Genomic DNA, 19,423 nt, shown 5'->3' with positions numbered 1-19,423 from the left:
AAAATTAAACTTAAAATATAAGCTTACATCAATTATTTTTTAAAGTATAAAGAGCTTCTATCGCCTTTTCAGCATCTTTCTTTGCTACAAAAATATGATCATGAAAATAAGCGGCCACTACATTACAGCTGATATTCTCCTTTTTCAGGGCATTGGCAAAAGCAGCCGTTAGCCCTACCGCTTCCAAAGAAGAGTGAATATTCAGAGTGATCCATGAAGAAATATAGCTATAGTTCAAAGACCATTCATCAGCAATGTTTTTTTCTAAAACAATAGTAACAGCCTCAGATTCGCGAAAGAAAAACAAAATTTTTTCTAAATCCGGAACTTGGTTCAGATTTTCAACGGTGCAAAAAACATATTCTCCGGCATTCAGTACCGGTTCCATATTCTGAAGCAGAATGTTTAAATCTTTTTCTCCTGACATATTTTTTATACAAAACTAAAGTATAGATTCCAGTATCTGTTTATCAAATGATAAAAAACAAAAAAGGAGGCAGACTGCCTCCTTTTTGTTGTACTTGTAACCTATCAACTGAACCTCACTATATGTGTTTGTGTTTTTTTAATTTGGTTTTAAGAAGCCTTGTTTATAGGATTATTCATACACTTCTAATTTTTCATCAATTGCTTTTTTCCATCATTTGCATTCTTACAACTATCATGTGTTATTTGACAGCTATAGTCATTTGTGTTTTATATGAAATTTTTAAAATCAAAACCATTATTTCTCATTGGCTTTTTCATTACTTAAATTTCACAGTACAAAGGAACAACATTCCGGAATAAAATCTTCTATAAACCCCATCGATACATCTCGATTACTATATCGATATTTATCTATAAGAAATATTTTGATGATAAGAAGTGTGAATCTTCTACTGATTTTTCTATAGTTTATGGTGAGTTTTGACAAGGTCTATAAGCTCTACCATGTTTTCTATCTTCAGTTTTTCAAAGATATTTTTTTTAATGGTGCTTACTGTATTTTGTTTGATATTCAATTCATTAGAAATTTCGAGATTCCCGTATCCTTCAGCATAGAGCTCTGCTATTTCCATTTCTCTCTTGGTTAAACTCATAAGAGGGCTTATCAGGTTCGGGTTATGAACCAGCTGTACCATAAGGTTTCTCAGATGCTCAGAAAAATATTCTCCTTTCTCTATAAAAGTTGTGACAGCATTTCTTACTTCTTCCTCTTCGCTCAGTTTGCTCAAATAACCGTTAGCACCTGCCTTCACAAATTTAAGTCCGTGCAGATCCTCCTCTAATCCTGTAAAAACTAAAATTTTAATGTCAGGATTTATATTTTTTATCTGAGGCAGAATATGAAGACTGTTTCCATCCGGGAAATGGGCATCAATGATCACCATTCCTACTCCTTTAGATTCTATCAGCTCCAATACCTGATTCAAGGCTGAAGTCTGGTAAACTTTAGCCTCAGGCACTATATCGCTGATCACAATTTCCATTCCCTGACGTACAATACTGTGATCATCTGCCAGTAGGAATATAATTTCTTTATTTTGATTTGATATTTCCATTATTATTAATATTTAAATTAATTCTGAATGTCACTTTCGTTCCTTTATGCAATTTGCTTTCCACAGAGATATTACCATCAAAAAGCTCTACAATTTCTTTTACAAGGTTTAGCCCAAGCCCTGCTCCCAGATTATCTACCTCATCAGAAACCATCCCCTGATAGTATGGATCAAAAATTTTACCAAGGTCAGATTCTGATATTCCTACTCCGGTATCTCCTACAGTTGTAATCAGACAAATTTTGTTATCTCCTGCCGGCTCTGTATTCATTACAAGATCTATCTGTCCGTTTTCTGTGAACTTATTGGCATTCCCAATAATATTCATAAAAATCTGGTTGATTCTGATATTATCCGAAAATACTTCTACATTCTCCGGAATTCTGTCTGTAACCACAAATCTGTTGTTTCTTGTTTCCAGATAAGGAGTAATCACTTTTACAATAGAACCAATCTCTTCCTTCAGGTTAAAATTAGATTTTATAAGTTCTTTTTCTGCATTTTCATTCTTGGTGTATTCTAAAATCTGATTAGACTGCAGAAGCAATGTGCTGTTTGTAAATTTTATAGATTTCAGATAATCTTTTATGGTTTCATCTTTTGTTGTTCTGTGGATCTTATCTATAAAAATATTGATAATTTTGAGCGGAGACCTTAGATCATGGCTCAGCATTCCCAGAATTCTGTTTTTGAAATTAAGATTCTTTTTAATCTCTTTATTGGCAGCATTCAGTTTTTGTTCATAAACAAAAGCCATTCTTGTAAAGTACATAATCAGAATGGAAACAATAAACATCAAAATCATCAGCCCCAATACAAGGTTCGTTCTGATTTTGTTATTATTGGAGCTCTGTTCGTTATATTCCTTTTCAAGTTCTTTTTTAAAGTCTTTTATTGCATTTTCGTACACGTTTATCAAACTGTTACTGTATACCAATAATTTGCTGAAATTACTGTAGAACTGTAAGTTTTTCTTTTGACTTTGAGCGGCAAGCTGCTGCATTTTCTTTACTTCAGCCACATAATGCTTATCCATAGATTTTATGGTATTGTCCATTTTGGATTTTACCTGGGAAATATCTATGGTTTTATTATTGGTCATTGTAATCACTGTACTTTCCTTCTGAACATCCACTTTCCCTTTTACAGCATCTTTTATACGTCCAAAGAAGCCTTTCTTTTTAACAGTATCTGCATACGTACGGGTCTGGATCTTGAAATCTTCAAAGTCATTTTTATATTTTGCAGGTTCAAACGGCTCATCTTCAATATTAGAAGGTGGTTTCAGAGAATTTTTGTACACAGAATCTATCAGAGTTTCCAGTTTTGTGGTCTTCTGAGGATCCTGGCGATACGTATCCAGACTTCTTTTCAGCTTTGGACTGGTGTTTTCATATTCTCCAATCTTATCAAAATTGATTTTAAGGTTTCTCAACGACTGAAAATAAAGCTGCAAATCATTATTATTCTGAGTAGTCATATATTTTTGCAAATGATCCTGCGCCTCCATAAAATCTTTCCGCGAATTATCCGTCAATCCTCCCAACGCACGGCTTTCTTCCAGCTGGTCTTTGATAAACTTCAGCTTCTTTCCGTTGACAAATTCGTTGTAAAAAAATATGGCAATGATAACTTGTATTAACAAAATACAAAGGATCATTGAATAATGAACAACTTTTCTCAATTTAAAATTTAAGAATTTATTTCTCATATCTGTTTATCTGTTAAATTAATTCTCAGATGTCATAGATCTGTTTGATATTAATTTTCAACAATATACCATTATTTTCAATTATTCTGCAATAGCTGAATAACATCCAATCTGCAAAGTTAAAGTAATTTTTGTCTTCTTGGAATAATGAATATTTGATAAAACCCACAAATATTAATTTTTTTTTATATAAAAATGCTCAGTAAACATTAAGTTTTCTTTACGTAAACTCATTTTTTTAAATCAAGTGCAAAAAGTTGAAGTTCAGCAAAATATTATTTTTCTCTTTATTTTATTACAAATAGTAAATAATTATTCAAAAAAGGATAGTTGGAGAGCATCTGAGACTGTATACCCCACCTACCACATTTATAACCGGAACTCTCATCTGCAGATGGCTTACCAGCTATTCCGTATTTCTACTCAATACCACAATTGGTTATTTACACTCTAAGAACATATACCCCCTTCTTTGTTACTTTGAAATGCTTATTAATAGTGACAATATCCCAGGATATTTACATGTACCGGCAGTTTTGTTTCTATACTTAATCTATCATATAGATAAGACTCAGGAAATTATTGAAAATCAGTAATAGTGGTACATTTCCTCCTAGGCTGACTTTACTTTTTCTGTATCTCTTCAATACGATTATAAAAAATAAAATACATAACCTATGATTACAGAAAACTACGACGTAATCGTCATTGGCGGAGGGGCAATAGGTCTGGCTACAGCTTACCATCTCGGTCAGCGCCAGGCTAAAACACTGGTTTTGGAACAATACACTTTTGTAAACCAACTAGGCAGTTCCGCAGGAGTATCCCGACAATTCAGGATTCCTTATCCGGATGATTATATGGCACAAATGGCTCTGGACGCACAGCCTTATTGGGATGAGCTGCAAAAAAAGACGGACACCCAATTACTTGATAAAGTGGGAACACTCTGGTTTGGAGATCCTGAAGTACATTCCACCGAAGGAAATATTGCAGAAGCAGAAAAAGCATTGAAAGCTTTAGGAGTTCCTTACACCACTCTGAATTCAAAGGAAATTGAAGAACAATATCATTTCAAAAACCTTCCGGATAATTATACCGGTTTATTTCAGCCGGATGGTGCCAGCATCAACTTTAAAGCCACTATTGAAACGCTTTTAGACCTTTGTAAAAAGGAAGAAAGCGTTGAGCTTAGAGAAGATTCTCCGGTGCTGGAAATCAAACAGAACGGTGAACTTTTTGAGCTTACCACTCCCAATGGAATTTATATCGCAAAAAAACTGGCTATTATTCCAGGACCTTATATTAATAGTGTTATTAATCTTCTTGATTTTAAAATAGAAGCCACTTACTGGAATATGTCTTCCGCCTATTTTAAGAAGACCGATCCTTCGATACAATATCCAACCTGGTTTGTATTTCAGAATGCAGCCGGAGAAAACGGCAATCAGTTTTACGGTTTCCCTTCTGTGGAATGGGATCACCCGGAATACATCCGTGTGGCACCGGATTTTGTCATCAAACCCTTGGAAGAGCCAAGCGACAGAACATTAATTCCTAATCCTCAGGAGCTGGCTTATACTTCAGAATGGATAGAAAAGCATATGAACGGCCTCAGCATCGTTCCGGAATATACCTCCACATGCCTTATTGCATTGAGTACAATTCCTAATAAAGAACTGCTGATAGATTTTGCTCCAACTTATGTTCCCAACCATAAAAATATTGTGGTATATGCTACAGGATGGGCTGCCAAATTCACTCCATTTTTAGGTAAAATCATGTCTGATCTTGCATTAGACGGTCATACTGATTTCGACATTACCCCTTTCCGATTAGGATATAAATATTTCTTAGCACTTTAAAATTATAAAACCATGAATCAAGAAAACGTAAACAAAAATACCCCGCTATATCCGGGGATCCAGCCCGACCTGAAAACAGAGGTAGCCATTATAGGTGCCGGAACTTCCGGATTATACACCGCTTTCCGTTTGGTAACGGCTAATAAATATAAAGGTCATGAAGTTCAGATCTTCGATATGAGCGACAGATTAGGCGGAAGACTGGAATCCGTAATCATGCCCGGAATGAATTTCTGGGGTGAGCTTGGCGGAATGCGTTATCTGACTTCTCAGGAAATCGTAACCACTCTGATAGAAGGTTATCCGTTAAAAGAAAAAGATCTGAACAAAAGAACACCGGTATTAAAAGATAAAATGACCCCTGTTGAGTTTCCTATGGGTGAGCCGGACAAACTATTCATGTATATCAGAAAAGAACGCTTCAAACAAAACGCATGGACAGAAGAGCAAAAACAGGGCAATAAACTGATTACCCGCTATTTCCTGAATGAAAATGATGAGGGTTTCAGTTCTGACCAGTTATTCAATAAAATCATTTATAATGTACTCATGTCAGATCCATGGGTGGCTGCAACTTATAAAGATCTTATTATTGCAGATCCTAACGGCTATGATTATACATTCAAACTGACCAGCAAAGATTGGGATGCTATAAAGCCGAGAATGGTTTACAATTTTCCAGGCTCTCCTTATGATAACCGTTTAGTAAACGATATCGGTTTCTGGAACTTAATCAAAGACCAGGTTTCTCAGGAAGGTTATGAATTCTTAGCCAATGCCGGAGGGTATTATTCCAATACAATCAACTGGAATTCTGCAGAGGCATTTCCTTATATGGTAGGAGATTTTTCTGCCGATACTACTTACAAAACCATTGAAGAAGGTTATGACAGCATTGCTTATGCAGTTGCCAACACGTATATGGAATATGAAGGCGCCCGCATTTGGTCTGAAAATAAACTGATTACCTTCACCAAAGATCATCATTTAATGGCAACTCACAAATATGAACTTACTTTCCTGAACATCCAAAGCAACACAACATGGAAAGTATATGCCAATTCAATCGTATTGGGTATGCCAAGAAAATCTCTTGAGCTTCTGGATCAGAATAACTTCTTTTTTGATGCCAGCAGACATCAGGAACTGAATAAAAATATACGCTCTATCATTATGGAACCCGCATTTAAAATCCTGATGGGCTTTGAAGGACCATGGTGGAGAGAAATGGGAATTGAATCCGGGCATTCTATTACAGATTTGCCGATGAGACAGTGTTATTACTTTGGTACAGATAATGAGACCAAAAACTCAATGCTATTGGGAAGCTATGGTGATATGGAAACCGAGACCTTCTGGAAAGCGCTTTCTGATGATAAAGTTTTGTTTAAAGTAAGAGCTGCCAGATCTGCATCTCTGGAAGAATTGCACAAGTTTGATGACGTTCAGGCCACTCAGTTTATGGTCAATGAATTGATGAATCAGCTGAAAGAATTACATGGTGTAGATATTCCTGAGCCTTATGTAACCTATTTCAGAGACTGGACAGATGATCCTTACGGTGCAGGATATCATGCCTGGAAAGCAGGTTTTTCCGTAAAAGATGTAATGCCTTATATGAGAAAACCTCTGGCAGATGAACAGATTCATATTATTGGGGAAGCGTATTCTGATCAGCAGGGCTGGGTAGAAGGAGCGTTCTGTGAAGCTGAAAAAATGCTTCAAACCCATTATCATTTAGACTGGCCTTACTGGCTGGATACCGAGTATTACTTAGGCTGGTAAACCACTTCTAGAATAACAATAAAGCTCCGGATAATGTCGGAGCTTTTGTTGTATAGTATTGACGTTAAATTTGAATAATTGGTTTTCAAACTCATAAAACTAAGTCTTCATAAATTCTGATGATTCAATTAAATCAGTTAATTTTTGAAAAAAAAATTGATTGGTTAAAGTATTGGTATCAATCCATTCCTGAAACAAATTATTCAGCTCATTAATAATATTTTCATTAATTTTTTTTAAAGTTATAATAATGATATCTTCATGTACACCTTCTGTTGTTGAGTCTTGTTTAATTTTATATAGATTAAATAATTTAGCCGTTGAAATCATAAGTATTATTTCCTTTAATAAAGCTACCTTATCATGATTAAGTTCATCTTGAATTAAAAAAGCTAATCTTACAATCATATCTTTTACAAAATATTCCCTTGGAGTATCTTGTAAAAAATCATCAATACTATACCCCATCTGAATAAAATCATCTAACATTTTAAAATGAGCAAGTGAATTATTCAAATTTCCCACAAAATTAGCATCAAATATTTCATTAGTTTTTTCGTTGAAATATTTGTAAATATTAATAGAATTTTCAAATCCCATTCCTTCAAGTTTGATGTGTAGCAATTCATGAGCCATAGCTGTATGATTAAGTTCATCAGTAGGAGCACCAATGACATACTTAAACTTAGGTTGAGCATACCATGATGATACTGAAGGATCAATTTCAAAATTAATTTCAAAACCTTGCTTCAAAAGTGATGTATAAAGTTCTTGATTCTTTTCATTAAGTGATTTTTGTAATGGCATAGTTTATATTTTATTATACATTATAACTTATTTAAAATTATGATAAAAAACTAACATAATATTTAGAGCCTGTTTAAATTTTATTGAGTAATAATTTTATAGCGGATAATTTGGTCATATTTTCGGAAGACTCATGCAGTAGTTCATAGTTCCTACAAAGCCTTCTGTCATTATCAAACCAAGCAAAAGTTCTTTCTATTACCCATCGTTTACTTACGGGTTTAAACTCTTTTTTAGCTTGTTTTTCTTTATCCCGACTTACCACTTTTACCAGGTATGAATAAAGGCTATGAGCTTTATCTAGAAAATCTCCTCTATAGCCTGCATCAGCAAGAATACACTTGAAATTCATCAGCTCTTCCCTGAGTAATCTAAGCAAAAGCAATCCAGCCTTACTATCATGAATATTGGCTACACAAACCATCACTGCGATTAAAAATCCATTCTTATCTACTAGCACATGGCGTTTTATTCCTTTTATTTTCTTATTTCCATCTACGCCATGAAGACCTCTATTATTGCCCCAGCGTACACTTTGGCTATCCATTATTCCTAAGGAGGCTTCTGCTCGCTGACCCTTTTTTATACGAACTTTCATTCGTAGCTTTTCTAGAATTAAGTCAAAATATCCCAACTCCGTCCAACGGATATAATAGTAATAAACCAATTGCCATTTGGGGAAATCTTTAGGAAGCATACGCCACTGGCAACCTGTTTTTATCAAATACATTAAGGAGTTCCAAATCAAAAGAAGAGGATATTTTCTCTTTCTCTCTTTTAGGTTCATCGTTTTCTTTATATATTGCCACTGGTTTTCAGTTAAATCGGTTGGGTATTTCATTTTTTTTTTCAAATATCCAACCTCTGAAAGCCTCTTAACAAAATTTTCTACGAAAATTTAAACAGGCTCTTATATTCAAAAAATATATAGTTATGAAGCTATTTTAAATAAATTTATTTATTCCAATTATTAAACTAATAAATAATTTGATATTGTATTTCGATTCCATATCACTATCATTAGTTTTTTCTATTTATCCGGGGAAATCTTAAGATGATATTTTGCTAACTTTTCAGATTGAAACGAAATAAAGAATACATCAGATAAATCATCGTTTAATCTGATATATTTAAATGTAAAACAACAAGCAAAACAGCTTATCATCTTATGACAGATAAAAATTTCAATCCTCATAAAGGATTTATATTCAGTAAGCATGTGCCGGAAGAAATCTCTCATTTTGACCGGATCTTTGATGTTTTCAAAGATTTGCTTACCCATACCTCAGGAGATCTTGAGGAAGCCTTCGAGTGGCTTGATATGCTGGACAAAGAATATGATATCTTCAGTGATGAATATACCCTTCAGGATTTTGAAGAAGACCTGAAAAAAAGAGGTTATATTAAAGAAGAAGATCCCGAGGAAGGCAATACGGGAAGCGGAAAAGGGAAAAATATTTTAACACCAAAGCTGGAAGCCGCTCTTCGTGAATATGCTCTGGATCAGATTTTTGGAAAACTGAAAAAAAACGGAGCAGGAAATCACCGTACCAACAAAACAGGAATCGGGGATGAAAGAGATGGCGAAAACCGCTCTTTTCAATACGGAGATGATCTGGCAGCCGTCAACATGACAGAAAGCTTAAAAAATGCCCAGATCAACAACGGAATTTCAGACCTCCGCCTAACAGAGGAAGACCTCATAGTAGAGGAAACCAAACACAAGGCACAGATGAGTACCGTTCTGATGATTGACATCAGCCACTCCATGATCCTATACGGTGAAGATCGTATTACCCCGGCCAAAAAAGTGGCTATGGCTCTCGTGGAGTTAATTAAAAGGAAATATCCTAAAGATTCCATTGACATCATTGTTTTCGGAAACGAAGCCTGGCCTATCAAAATCAAAGACCTTCCCTATTTAAAAGTAGGTCCTTATCACACCAATACTGTAGCCGGACTTGAGCTTGCCATGGATATTCTCCGCAGAAAAAGAAATACCAACAAGCAGATTTTCATGATTACAGACGGGAAACCAAGCTGTATTCAGCTACCCAGCGGAGAATTTTATATGAACAGCTTCGGGTTGGATGAGAAAATTGTTAACCAATGTCTCAACAGGGCAGCACAGGCCAGAAAACTGAAAATTCCAATCACTACATTTATGATTGCCCAAGATCCTTACCTGCGTCAGTTTATAGAAGAATTTACAGCTCAGAACAAAGGTAAAGCCTTTCTAACGGGACTTTCAGGTTTAGGACAAATGATTTTTGAAGATTACGAGAAAAACAGAATAAGAAGAATATAAAAGTCAGATTGTTACTTTAAAGCATTCAAAATAAAAATCTTACCAGATAATTAGTATTACAAGAAAATGAAAAACGATATTACATTCAAAGAATTAAAAAACTCCGGTTATACCCATAAGACGATTAATGAAGAAATCCAGGCCAACTTAATTGTCAGGATTAAGGCTAAAGAACCCGTATTTGAAGGACTTTGGGGCTATGAAGACACGGTTGTCCCTCAATTGAAAAAAGCGATTCTGGCAGGTCATCACATCAATTTGCTGGGACTTCGTGGCCAGGCCAAAACCAGAATTGCAAGAAGTATGGTCAATCTGCTTGACGAATATATGCCTGTTGTAAAAGGTTCCGAGATCAACGACAGCCCATTCTACCCTATTTCAAAATTTGCCAAAGATCTTATTGAAGAATTAGGAGACGAAACTCCAATTTCATGGGTACACCGTTCCCAACGTTTCTACGAAAAGCTGGCGACTCCGGATGTAAATGTAGCTGATTTAATTGGAGATATAGATCCCATCAAAGCGGCAACCTTAAAGTTACCCTATTCTGATGAACGTGTTTTACATTACGGAATGATTCCCCGTGCGAACCGTTCTATTTTTGTATTGAATGAATTGCCGGATCTGCAGGCAAGAATTCAGGTTTCCCTGTTTAATATTTTGCAGGAAGGAGATATTCAGATCCGTGGATTCCAGCTGAGAATGCCGTTGGATATTCAGTTTGTATTTACCGCCAATCCGGAAGATTATACCAACAGAGGAAGTATTGTAACGCCGCTAAAAGATAGGATCGGGTCACAGATTTTCACCCATTATCCAAAAACCATTGCCCTTGCAAGACAGATTACAGAACAGGAAGCCCTAATTTCTGCTGAAGATAAAGCTCAGATCCAAATTCCTGATCTAGCGAAAGATCTTTTGGAAGAAGTAGCCTTTGCAGCCCGTATCAGTGAATATGTAGATGCAAAAAGCGGTGTAAGTGCCCGCCTTACCATCAGCGCTATGGAAAACTTAATGGCAGCGGCCAAACTGCGTTTGATTGAGTCTGGTGCCGGAAAAACAACGGTCCGTCTGCTGGATTTCATGTCCATCATTCCATCCATCACCGGAAAAATTGAACTGGTGTATGAAGGAGAACAGGAAGGTGCAGATTATGTAGCTAAAATCTTAATTGATAAAGCGGTAATGACTCAGTTTGAAAGCATATTTCCACGTATTTCCAAACTGGAGAAAGAAGGAATTAAAACACCTTATACTGACCTGATCAGATGGTTCAATAAAAATCACCTGGAGCTCAATTACAATGATACGGATGAAGAATTCTACGCTAAACTGAATAAGATAGAACCACTTACTACTGTAATAAAAGAAAATGCATCAGATCTGAGTGCAGAAGACCAGAATTTCTGTAAAGAATTAGTTCTTTGGGCATTAACGATCAGTAATAAAATTGACAAATCTGAAAATCAGAATGCTTTTACTTTTGATTCTCCTGGTATTGGTCAGTTTTTACGCAATTAACAAGTTTTCATTCAGTAAATTACCTATAAAAAAACCTTCAGATTTACCCTGAAGGTTTTTTTATTTTTAAATGATTATTTATTTTAGATTTCTTGAACTTAATTCTTTTTTCAATGCTTTCTTATCTTTATTCCAGCTGTTTGCCACAAAAAAAGCAAATAATACAGGGATGAAAGTCATCAAACTAAGTCCCTTGGTTATCATACTATAAATAGCTATACCAACTAATACTCCAAGGATAACAGCATTGGAGATATTGCGGGCTTCAATTGTTCTTTTTTTCTCCAACAGTTCCTGATCTGTTAATTCCGATAATTCTTTCTCCATGGTTTAGTTAAGATTTTCCGGTTATTTTGGGTTTTAAATCAGTAAAATTTATTGTTTTACAATCTATTTTAACCGAAAGCTAAAATACAATATTGCCGAGACATTTTTTTATTTCTTTTATTTGTAACTTTATTTTGCACTATTTATTTCGGAAATTTTCAAAATTTATGGAAGACAACCTGAATTGTATTTACAGAGTTATCAATTTCATGGAAAAGAATTACGATCAGCCTGTTTCTGTGAAGGAACTGGAAGATATTTCCCATTATTCTTACCGAAATATTCAACGCATCTTTAAATACAGCTGTGGAGAAACAATAGGTGCTTTCCAGCAAAGACTGAAGGTAGAAAATGCTTATAAACGAATTCTTTATACCCAGGAAAACCTTACCACCATTGCCATTGAGGTGGGTTTTGCCAATATTGCTTCTTTTTCAAAAGCTTTTAAACTCCATTTTGGAATTTCCCCAAAGCAGCAAGATTAACTAAAGAAAAACTTCTTTGTGAAGATGAAATCATCCCAATTGCATCTGATGTATTGTTGGAACCGGAAATTGTATATCTTAAGCCATTACAGGTGTATTATCAAAGTGTTAAAACCTATTATAACAACGAAGAAATTGAAGTACTGTGGGGAAAATTCATGGAAAATGAGTTTCCGCATTCCGGAATAGAATATTTTGGAGTTATAGCAGATGAACCTTTGATTAAAACGGAAATCAACTGTAGGTATGATGCATGTGCTTCTGTTCAATCTGCCAGCAAAATCCTTCCTTCAAAAACAATATTTGGCGGAAAATATGCCCGGTTTACTCATAAAGGAAGCTACGAAACAATAGATGATACCTACACAAAAATCTATTCCCGCTGGATTTTTAATTCCGGACTTGAATTTTCGCACACTCCTATCATAGAAAAATATGAAAGACATGCTGAACATGAAGATGATCAGGAAGAACAGCTTACCTATATTTTGTTACCTCTGAAATAAGTTGTCAATTTGGGACAACTTTAAAAATTTTCGCAGATCTAATTTTGCCCTATTAAAAAATAGATCAATTATGCAAAAAAAGAAAATTTTATTCCTGCTATTACCTGCTCTTTTATTTTCATGTTCACAGACAGATACACCAGAATCTCCAGGGACTACCACTCCGGTAACGCCTGTTTACAAAATGCCGGAAGAATCTGCAAAACATGAAGGAACATGGCTTCAATGGCCGCATCAGTATCAATACGGAATAACCTACCGTAACCGTCTGGATGTAACCTGGGTAGCGATGACCAAAGAACTGGTACAAAGTGAAAAAGTTCATATTATTGCTTATGACAACACAGAAAAGAGCCGTATTACAGGACTTTTAAACAGTGCCGGAGTTCCGCTAACCCATATTAATTTTAAACTTTATCAGACTGATGATTTCTGGGTAAGAGATAACGGACCAATCTATGTGAAAGATCAAAATGGCCAGTTATTTATTCAGGACTGGGGATTTAACGGCTGGGGAAACAAAGCCGATTACAGCAAATGTAATGCAATTCCTTCCAAAATAGCCGCTGATACCAATCTTCCAAAAATCAATCTTAATTCAGTGATGGTTAATGAAGGCGGTAGTATGGAAATTGACGGAAATGGAGTATTAATGGCCTGTAAAAGTTCTATTCTTAATAATAACAGGAATCCAGGAATGACCCAACAGGAAGCAGAAGCTATATTTACTAAAAATTTAGGCGTAACGAAGTTTATCTGGCTGAACGGAAAAGCAGGTCTGGATATTACAGATATGCACATTGACGGTTTTGCCCGGTTCGCCAACTCATCTACCATTATCACAATGAGCCCTGATGATCTTAAATACTGGCAGGTTCCTAACGGAGATATTGATAATCTGTACGATGCCACTACCAAAACCGGAGCAGCTTACCAGTTTGTAAAAGTACCTTTAACAAGAAACGATGTGATCACTACTTACGGAAAAAATGTAGGCCGAGCTTCTTACATTAATTATTATATTGCCAATAACCGTGTATTGGTTCCTAATTACAATGACCCGAATGATGCGGTTGCCAATAATATTATTCAACAGCTCTACCCTAGTAAGCAAGTGGTTGGAATAGACTGCCGTAACTTATTTGCTAATGGCGGAATGGTACATTGTGTAACCCAACAACAGCCTCAATAATAGTCTTAAAAGAAAGACCTGCTCATTTTCAGCAGGCTTTTCTGATAGAGAATGCCAGTCGCCAAAAAATAGCGTAAATTTGCTCTGCCCATCCTGAAAAAGGATGATTTTCTATTGTAAGTATTATGAAAAAAACAGCACTTTCTTTATTGGTTCTTCTGAATATTGTTTGTAAAGCACAGAACTTTGATGTCATTCCTCTAGGAATATATGGTGGTGAGCAGGAAGATAATTTATCTGCCTATCTGGTAGGTGCTCCAAAAGACAATGCATTTCTATGTCTTGATGCCGGAACTGTAAATACAGGAATCCGAAAAGCGATTGAATTGAAAAGCCTTGATGGTTCGGCAGAAACGGTTCTAAAAGATCAGATAAAAGGATATTTCGTGTCGCACGGCCACCTTGATCATTTATCAGGACTTATCATCAATTCTCCGGCGGATTCTAAAAAAGATATTTTTGCTATAGCTCCTGTGATTCAGATTTTGCAGAATCATTACTTTATTACGGATACGTGGATCAATTTTGCAGATCAGGGACAAAAACCTATCCTTGGAAAATACCATTATAATGAGCTTCAGGAAGGAACTGAAATTCCTGCACCTAAAACTCCGTTTTTTATAACAGGTTACGAGCTGAGCCATGTAAATCCTTATAAAAGCAGTGCTGCACTGGTAAGAAGAAACCACCACTATCTGCTTTATCTGGGAGATACCGGGGCAGACCGCATTGAAAAATCTGACCGTCTGGACCATCTTTGGAGTACAATAGCTCCTCTTGTTAAAAAAAGACAGCTGAATACTATATTAATTGAAGTTTCTTTTCCAAACAGCCAGCCTGAGAATCTGTTATTCGGACACCTTACTCCTAACCTGCTGACTGAGGAATTAAGTAAGCTGAAAGAAAAAACCGGACAAAGCAACCTTGAGGGACTCAATATTGTCGTCACTCATAGAAAACCTACAGGCGATAATCCTGAACTGATTAAAAAAGAATTACTGAAAAACAATCCTCTGAAAGTAAATTATGTTTTTCCGGAACAGGGTAAAAAGATTAGTTTACCATAAGATATATTAAAAGATGAAGCCAATTTTGCTTCATCTTTTTTATTTCAGATTCCCTCTCAACAGAACAGCTATAAACAACTAACATTCATATATTTAACTACAACTCATTAAAATTAATTATGCTTTTTCATTGCTAAATTAATTTATCATCGTAATATTGCAATATAAAATTACAATAATGGGTGTTACTAAAACAGATATCTATACTGAAGAACAAAATAAGCTGGCTTCTCTGCTTAAAGTTTTGGGACATCCGGCCAGAATAGCCATTTTACAATATATCATCAATCAAAAAGCATGCATCTGTAATGATCTTGTTGAAGAGCTCGGACTTGCCCAGGCCACAATTTCTCAACATTTAAAAGAACTAAAAAATATGGGAATCATAAAAGGTTCAATTGAGGGAAAATCTGTATGCTACTGCATTAATGAAAGTATTTGGAAACAATTTCAAAATGAGTTCAACCTGTTTTTTAATCAGGATGTCATAATAAAGCAATGCTGTTAAGGCATTTTTTTAAATAAACACATCGTAATATTGCAATATAACACTAACTAAATTTAATCTACTATGAGACTATCAGAAATTAAAGAAATTCTCCCAACGCTGGAAAATGTTGAATTTCAATTAGAAAACGGAAACTTTGTTCCTGAACACTTCCATATTACGGAAGTAGGACAAATTATAAAAAAATTCATCGATTGCGGAGGAGTAATCAGAAATGAAAAAGTGGTCAACTTCCAGTTATGGAACGCTGATGACTATGAACATCGCCTGAAACCGGGAAAGCTAATTCATATCATCCAGCTTTCTGAAGAAAAACTGAGAATAGAAGACTCAGAAATTGAAGTAGAATATCAGGGAGAGACTATTGGCAAGTATGATTTGGAATTTAACGGTAAAAACTTCGTCCTGAAAAACAAAACGACAGCCTGCCTTGCACAGGAAGCCTGTGGTATTCCATCCGAAAAACAAAAGAGAAACCTGTCTGAATTATCTGCAAACCCAACATCTGCTTGTACTCCGGGATCAGGCTGCTGTTAATTAAACTTATCAAAACCTTATGTATCAAGAAATATTAAATATTATTCATTCTTTACGATTGGATACTATAAATTCCAACAGAAAAGAGGTTTTGGAGCCATTGATCAGCTTCATCAGGCAAAAAGTAGATGAAGACAAAGAAATTAATCTGAATTTCATCTGCACCCATAATTCCCGCCGAAGTCATTTGGCTCAGATTTGGGCACAGGCAGCGGCTTCTTTCTTTGCGATTCCGAAAGTTCACTGTTATTCGGGAGGAACAGAAATTACAGCTTTATTTCCTAAAGTTGCAGAAACCCTGAATGATCAAGGGTTCAGAGTTTTCAGCATTGCCGATACAGCCAATCCGGTGTATGTAATAAGATACGATGACAATAGCCTACCCGTTATTGGCTTTTCTAAAAAATATGACAATCTCTACAATCCAGTTTCGGGATTTGCAGCAATTATGACTTGCTCACAGGCAGATGGCGGATGCCCGTTCATTCCAGGTGCAGATAAAAGAATCCCCATCACTTTTGACGATCCTAAAATTTCAGACCATACTTCGGAACAGGAAAAAGTGTATGCAGAAAGAAGTTTAGAAATTGCTAAAGAAATGTTCTATGTTTTTTCTAACATCAAAAGATAATTATGCAGCCCAAATTAAAATTTCTTACCCGTTTATTCATTATCCGCAGATTTTTCCAGATAACATTGGCCTTTTAATAAAAATCATGGTATTACTACTTCTCGTAAAAATAAGTTTATTATTGAAAGGAAATGGTACTATGAATAATCTGAGATCTTCTATAAAAAAGGCATCACAAAAAACAGTGATGCCTTTATACTATACTGATTTTGAAGGGAATAATTTTTACACCAGCATTAAATTTCTTCCATAACAGAACCATTTTTATCGTTTTTTGAATGGGCATAACGGTACACAAAATACCATGTAATAAGGATCTGGAATAGTATAACCGAAGGTAGAATAAAAGGGTACTTGACAAAAGGAGTCAATGCATCACCGTGTGCCAGCATCATCGGTAAATCAAGAATATTAAAAATAATGATTACCCAAAGCAAAGATTTACTTCCTTTAAAATACCACCAGCAAAAGATCCCATATGCAAACTCAATAATAAAATTCAACATAGGATAATCAAGAATTCCAAGCCCTAAAACAGGTTTGGCAGAAAATGGTGACAGCTGAATATCCTTTTCATGAAAGATCACATCAATAATAACATGGGACACAACCCCAATGGCAAAGGCTATGGCCATTTTTTTGTTTTTATAGCCCCAGTTGATGACACAAAACGAAAGTACGGCTGCTGCCACTCCTGAAAAAACAGAATGTGAATAAGGCAGAAAATCCAGATGTACCCTACCCCCATAAACAGAAAAATGCTCCCAACCAAAATAATTAAAAAACACCCATAACACTTCTACAAATTGTACGGAAATCAAAAGTGGAAACAATGGGACTTCCGGATTATTTTTTTTAATCAGCAGAGCCGTTGCAGCGTGGTTTATTGCATACATAATATCAATTTTATATAGGCAAAGATCTGTTGGTTATTTTACATGGGCTTGTATGATTTGGCTATTCTGCAATAAAAATGAAGGAGACTGTCCAAACATCCTCTTGAAAGTACGGTTGAAATGCGGAGCATCTGAAAAACCAGCTTCCAGAGCCGCATCTGTATAAGGATAGCCATCAAAGATATATTGTAATGCTCTTAACAGTCTTGCCCACAGAATATACTTCCTTATCGGAATACCCACCTGTTCTGTAAATAAATGTATGAGTCTGCTTGGAGAAAGATAGACTACAGCTGATAAACTTTCAATTTTCAGAGGCTCAATTCCAGGTTGCTTAAGAATATCAAGAACCTTCATGATTCTCTCATCCATTTCCTCAGTTTCACCTGTGTTTGATAGTTTCTGGAGAAAATGAAGGATCGTATTGAAAAGAGGATCAGCTGATGTATTGCTCTCCAGCAGCGGCTTGATATCTTCCAACAATTCTTCCACCATTGTTTCAGGCAATGTGGTTATTTTTTGCCCGGATAGATAAGATTTTTTAAGACCTGCCCCAATTTTACATTCAGGATCAATGCTGATCAATAAGAATGTATTATCATAGGTTCTGCATTCATGAGGTTCATCAGAATCAATAATTACAGCTTTATACTTAATCACAGAGCCTGATGAAATCACCTCTATCTTATCCTCAAGGCTTAGAGCAATCTGTATCGCATGATGCTCATGAACTACGGTATCAACAGCGCGTCCAAGATAAATAAAGTACCCGGTTGAAAAGAAAAGTAAAAGCTTTGTCATATAAGATCAGCTGTATAAATTTTATATTCAAATATATTGCATACGAATGAGAATAGTACAAAATGATTTTTTAAAAAAAATATTATAAATCTCCCTGTAGGAAATAGATTATCTTTATACAAATGAAATATTATCAGTCATGAAGTTAGAATTATACCAAATAGATGCCTTTACAGATGAGATTTTCCATGGAAATCCTGCATGTGTAGTTCCATTAAAAAATTGGTTACCTGATGAGATCCTATTAAAAATAGCCCGTGAAAATGCTGTAGCAGAAACAGCTTTCTTCATTGATAATGGCAATACAATACACCTGAGATGGTTTACCCCTGAAATAGAAATGGACTTATGTGGACATGCTACCCTTGCCACCGCGCACTGCTTAGCTACCATCTTAAACTATAAGAGCAACAGAATAACATTTGACACCAAAAGCGGTGAGCTAACTGTAGATGTCAAAGACGGGATGTATTACATGGACTTCCCATCAAGAATGCCCGAAGTTGCTGCTCTTCCGGATACAATAGCCCAATCACTGAATATGCAGCCTAAAGAAGTCTTCAAAGCAAGAGACTATGTCTTGGTATACGATTCTGAGGAGGATATAAAAAACATTGAGATTGAAAGGTCTATTTTTGATCTTATCAATCTGGATCCGGGCGGCGTTATTGTAACATCAACAGGTACAAACAGCGATTTTGTCTCAAGGTATTTTACTTCACAATCTTCAATTCTTGAAGATCCTGTTACTGGTTCTGCACACTGCTCACTTATTCCGTTCTGGTCTGAAAGATTAGGAAAAGATACCCTTTTTGCCCGCCAGATTTCTGAAAGAGGCGGCCAGCTTTATTGTGAGAATAAAAATGAAAGGGTAATTGTGGCAGGAAAGGCAAGAACTTATTCTGTGGGATACTTTTGGATAGAGTAAAAGC

20 protein-coding genes are annotated in these 19,423 nt (G+C 35.6%); 12 read left to right on the top strand and 8 right to left on the bottom strand.

All coding sequences use genetic code 11. From position 1 onward, the window contains the following. Positions 1-28 precede the first annotated feature (28 nt). From CLU97_RS07905 to CLU97_RS07895, 3 genes are all read right to left on the bottom strand, one after another. Positions 29-427 carry an ACT domain-containing protein gene (locus CLU97_RS07905; protein WP_121487444.1) on the bottom strand — a complete coding sequence of 133 codons (399 nt, stop codon included), beginning with the start codon at positions 425-427 and terminating at the stop codon, positions 29-31. A 463-nt stretch (positions 428-890) separates the two neighbouring features. After that, a complete protein-coding gene (locus tag CLU97_RS07900) occupies positions 891-1,544 on the bottom strand; it encodes a response regulator transcription factor (protein ID WP_121487443.1) in 654 nt (217 codons plus the stop codon). Beyond that, on the bottom strand, positions 1,522-3,255 hold the full coding sequence (locus CLU97_RS07895) for an ATP-binding protein (RefSeq protein WP_121487442.1): 1,734 nt from the start codon (positions 3,253-3,255) through the stop codon (positions 1,522-1,524). Before CLU97_RS07895 ends, CLU97_RS07900 begins: the two co-directional genes overlap by 23 nt. A gap of 677 nt (positions 3,256-3,932) precedes the next feature. Here CLU97_RS07895 and CLU97_RS07890 point away from each other — a divergent pair. Further along, positions 3,933-5,120, top strand: a complete 1,188-nt coding sequence (locus tag CLU97_RS07890; RefSeq protein WP_121487441.1) for an FAD-dependent oxidoreductase — start codon at positions 3,933-3,935, stop codon at positions 5,118-5,120. 12 nt (positions 5,121-5,132) lie between these two features. Beyond that, entirely contained in the window at positions 5,133-6,905 is a 1,773-nt protein-coding gene (locus tag CLU97_RS07885) for a flavin monoamine oxidase family protein (RefSeq protein WP_121487440.1), read from the top strand. 99 nt (positions 6,906-7,004) lie between these two features. Here CLU97_RS07885 and CLU97_RS07880 read toward each other — a convergent pair whose 3' ends face one another. Both CLU97_RS07880 and CLU97_RS07875 read right to left on the bottom strand, forming a co-directional pair. Beyond that, complete coding sequence (locus tag CLU97_RS07880; protein WP_121487439.1) at positions 7,005-7,712, bottom strand: hypothetical protein; 708 nt, start codon at positions 7,710-7,712, stop codon at positions 7,005-7,007. 73 nt (positions 7,713-7,785) lie between these two features. Further along, positions 7,786-8,553, bottom strand: coding sequence for an IS5 family transposase (locus tag CLU97_RS07875; RefSeq protein WP_121486240.1), 768 nt, complete (start codon positions 8,551-8,553; stop codon positions 7,786-7,788). A 327-nt stretch (positions 8,554-8,880) separates the two neighbouring features. Here CLU97_RS07875 and CLU97_RS07870 point away from each other — a divergent pair, with 327 nt between their 5' ends. Both CLU97_RS07870 and CLU97_RS07865 read left to right on the top strand, forming a co-directional pair. Beyond that, a complete protein-coding gene (locus CLU97_RS07870; protein ID WP_121487438.1) occupies positions 8,881-10,020 on the top strand; it encodes a vWA domain-containing protein in 1,140 nt (379 codons plus the stop codon). A 66-nt stretch (positions 10,021-10,086) separates the two neighbouring features. Continuing rightward, positions 10,087-11,541, top strand: coding sequence for a sigma 54-interacting transcriptional regulator (locus tag CLU97_RS07865; protein WP_121487437.1), 1,455 nt, complete (start codon positions 10,087-10,089; stop codon positions 11,539-11,541). A gap of 78 nt (positions 11,542-11,619) precedes the next feature. On the opposite strand, the gene CLU97_RS07860 is transcribed toward CLU97_RS07865, so the two are convergent. After that, positions 11,620-11,868: an FUSC family protein gene (locus CLU97_RS07860; RefSeq protein WP_121487436.1), complete on the bottom strand. Its 249-nt coding sequence runs from the start codon at positions 11,866-11,868 to the stop codon at positions 11,620-11,622. 167 nt (positions 11,869-12,035) lie between these two features. Between CLU97_RS07860 and CLU97_RS23990 the strand changes: the two genes are divergently transcribed. From CLU97_RS23990 to CLU97_RS07830, 7 genes are all read left to right on the top strand, one after another. Then, positions 12,036-12,353 carry a helix-turn-helix domain-containing protein gene (locus tag CLU97_RS23990; protein ID WP_228437571.1) on the top strand — a complete coding sequence of 106 codons (318 nt, stop codon included), beginning with the start codon at positions 12,036-12,038 and terminating at the stop codon, positions 12,351-12,353. A 53-nt stretch (positions 12,354-12,406) separates the two neighbouring features. Further along, complete coding sequence (locus tag CLU97_RS23985; RefSeq protein ID WP_228437569.1) at positions 12,407-12,859, top strand: GyrI-like domain-containing protein; 453 nt, start codon at positions 12,407-12,409, stop codon at positions 12,857-12,859. 70 nt (positions 12,860-12,929) lie between these two features. After that, on the top strand, positions 12,930-14,051 hold the full coding sequence (locus tag CLU97_RS07850; protein WP_121487435.1) for an agmatine/peptidylarginine deiminase: 1,122 nt from the start codon (positions 12,930-12,932) through the stop codon (positions 14,049-14,051). 125 nt (positions 14,052-14,176) lie between these two features. Then, positions 14,177-15,118, top strand: a complete 942-nt coding sequence (locus CLU97_RS07845; protein ID WP_121487434.1) for a 3',5'-cyclic-nucleotide phosphodiesterase — start codon at positions 14,177-14,179, stop codon at positions 15,116-15,118. A 178-nt stretch (positions 15,119-15,296) separates the two neighbouring features. Continuing rightward, positions 15,297-15,626, top strand: coding sequence for an ArsR/SmtB family transcription factor (locus CLU97_RS07840; protein WP_121487433.1), 330 nt, complete (start codon positions 15,297-15,299; stop codon positions 15,624-15,626). A 63-nt stretch (positions 15,627-15,689) separates the two neighbouring features. Further along, complete coding sequence (locus CLU97_RS07835) at positions 15,690-16,163, top strand: DUF6428 family protein (protein WP_121487432.1); 474 nt, start codon at positions 15,690-15,692, stop codon at positions 16,161-16,163. A 19-nt stretch (positions 16,164-16,182) separates the two neighbouring features. Beyond that, the gene (locus CLU97_RS07830) at positions 16,183-16,794 is read left to right on the top strand and encodes a low molecular weight phosphatase family protein (RefSeq protein WP_121487431.1); all 612 of its coding nucleotides are present in this window, start codon (positions 16,183-16,185) and stop codon (positions 16,792-16,794) included. A 236-nt stretch (positions 16,795-17,030) separates the two neighbouring features. On the opposite strand, the gene CLU97_RS07820 is transcribed toward CLU97_RS07830, so the two are convergent. Both CLU97_RS07820 and CLU97_RS07815 read right to left on the bottom strand, forming a co-directional pair. Beyond that, complete coding sequence (locus CLU97_RS07820) at positions 17,031-17,690, bottom strand: hypothetical protein (protein ID WP_121487429.1); 660 nt, start codon at positions 17,688-17,690, stop codon at positions 17,031-17,033. Between the two features lie 33 nt (positions 17,691-17,723). After that, entirely contained in the window at positions 17,724-18,491 is a 768-nt protein-coding gene (locus CLU97_RS07815; RefSeq protein WP_121487428.1) for a helix-turn-helix transcriptional regulator, read from the bottom strand. 139 nt (positions 18,492-18,630) lie between these two features. Here CLU97_RS07815 and CLU97_RS07810 point away from each other — a divergent pair, with 139 nt between their 5' ends. Further along, positions 18,631-19,419, top strand: a complete 789-nt coding sequence (locus tag CLU97_RS07810; RefSeq protein WP_121487427.1) for a PhzF family phenazine biosynthesis protein — start codon at positions 18,631-18,633, stop codon at positions 19,417-19,419. Positions 19,420-19,423: the final 4 nt, after the last annotated feature.

Origin of the sequence: Chryseobacterium sp. 7 (genome assembly GCF_003663845.1) — a bacterium.
GTDB lineage: Bacteria > Bacteroidota > Bacteroidia > Flavobacteriales > Weeksellaceae > Chryseobacterium.
The sequence above is the reverse complement of the archived record's forward strand: the minus strand, read 5'-3'. Positions and strand labels throughout refer to the sequence as shown.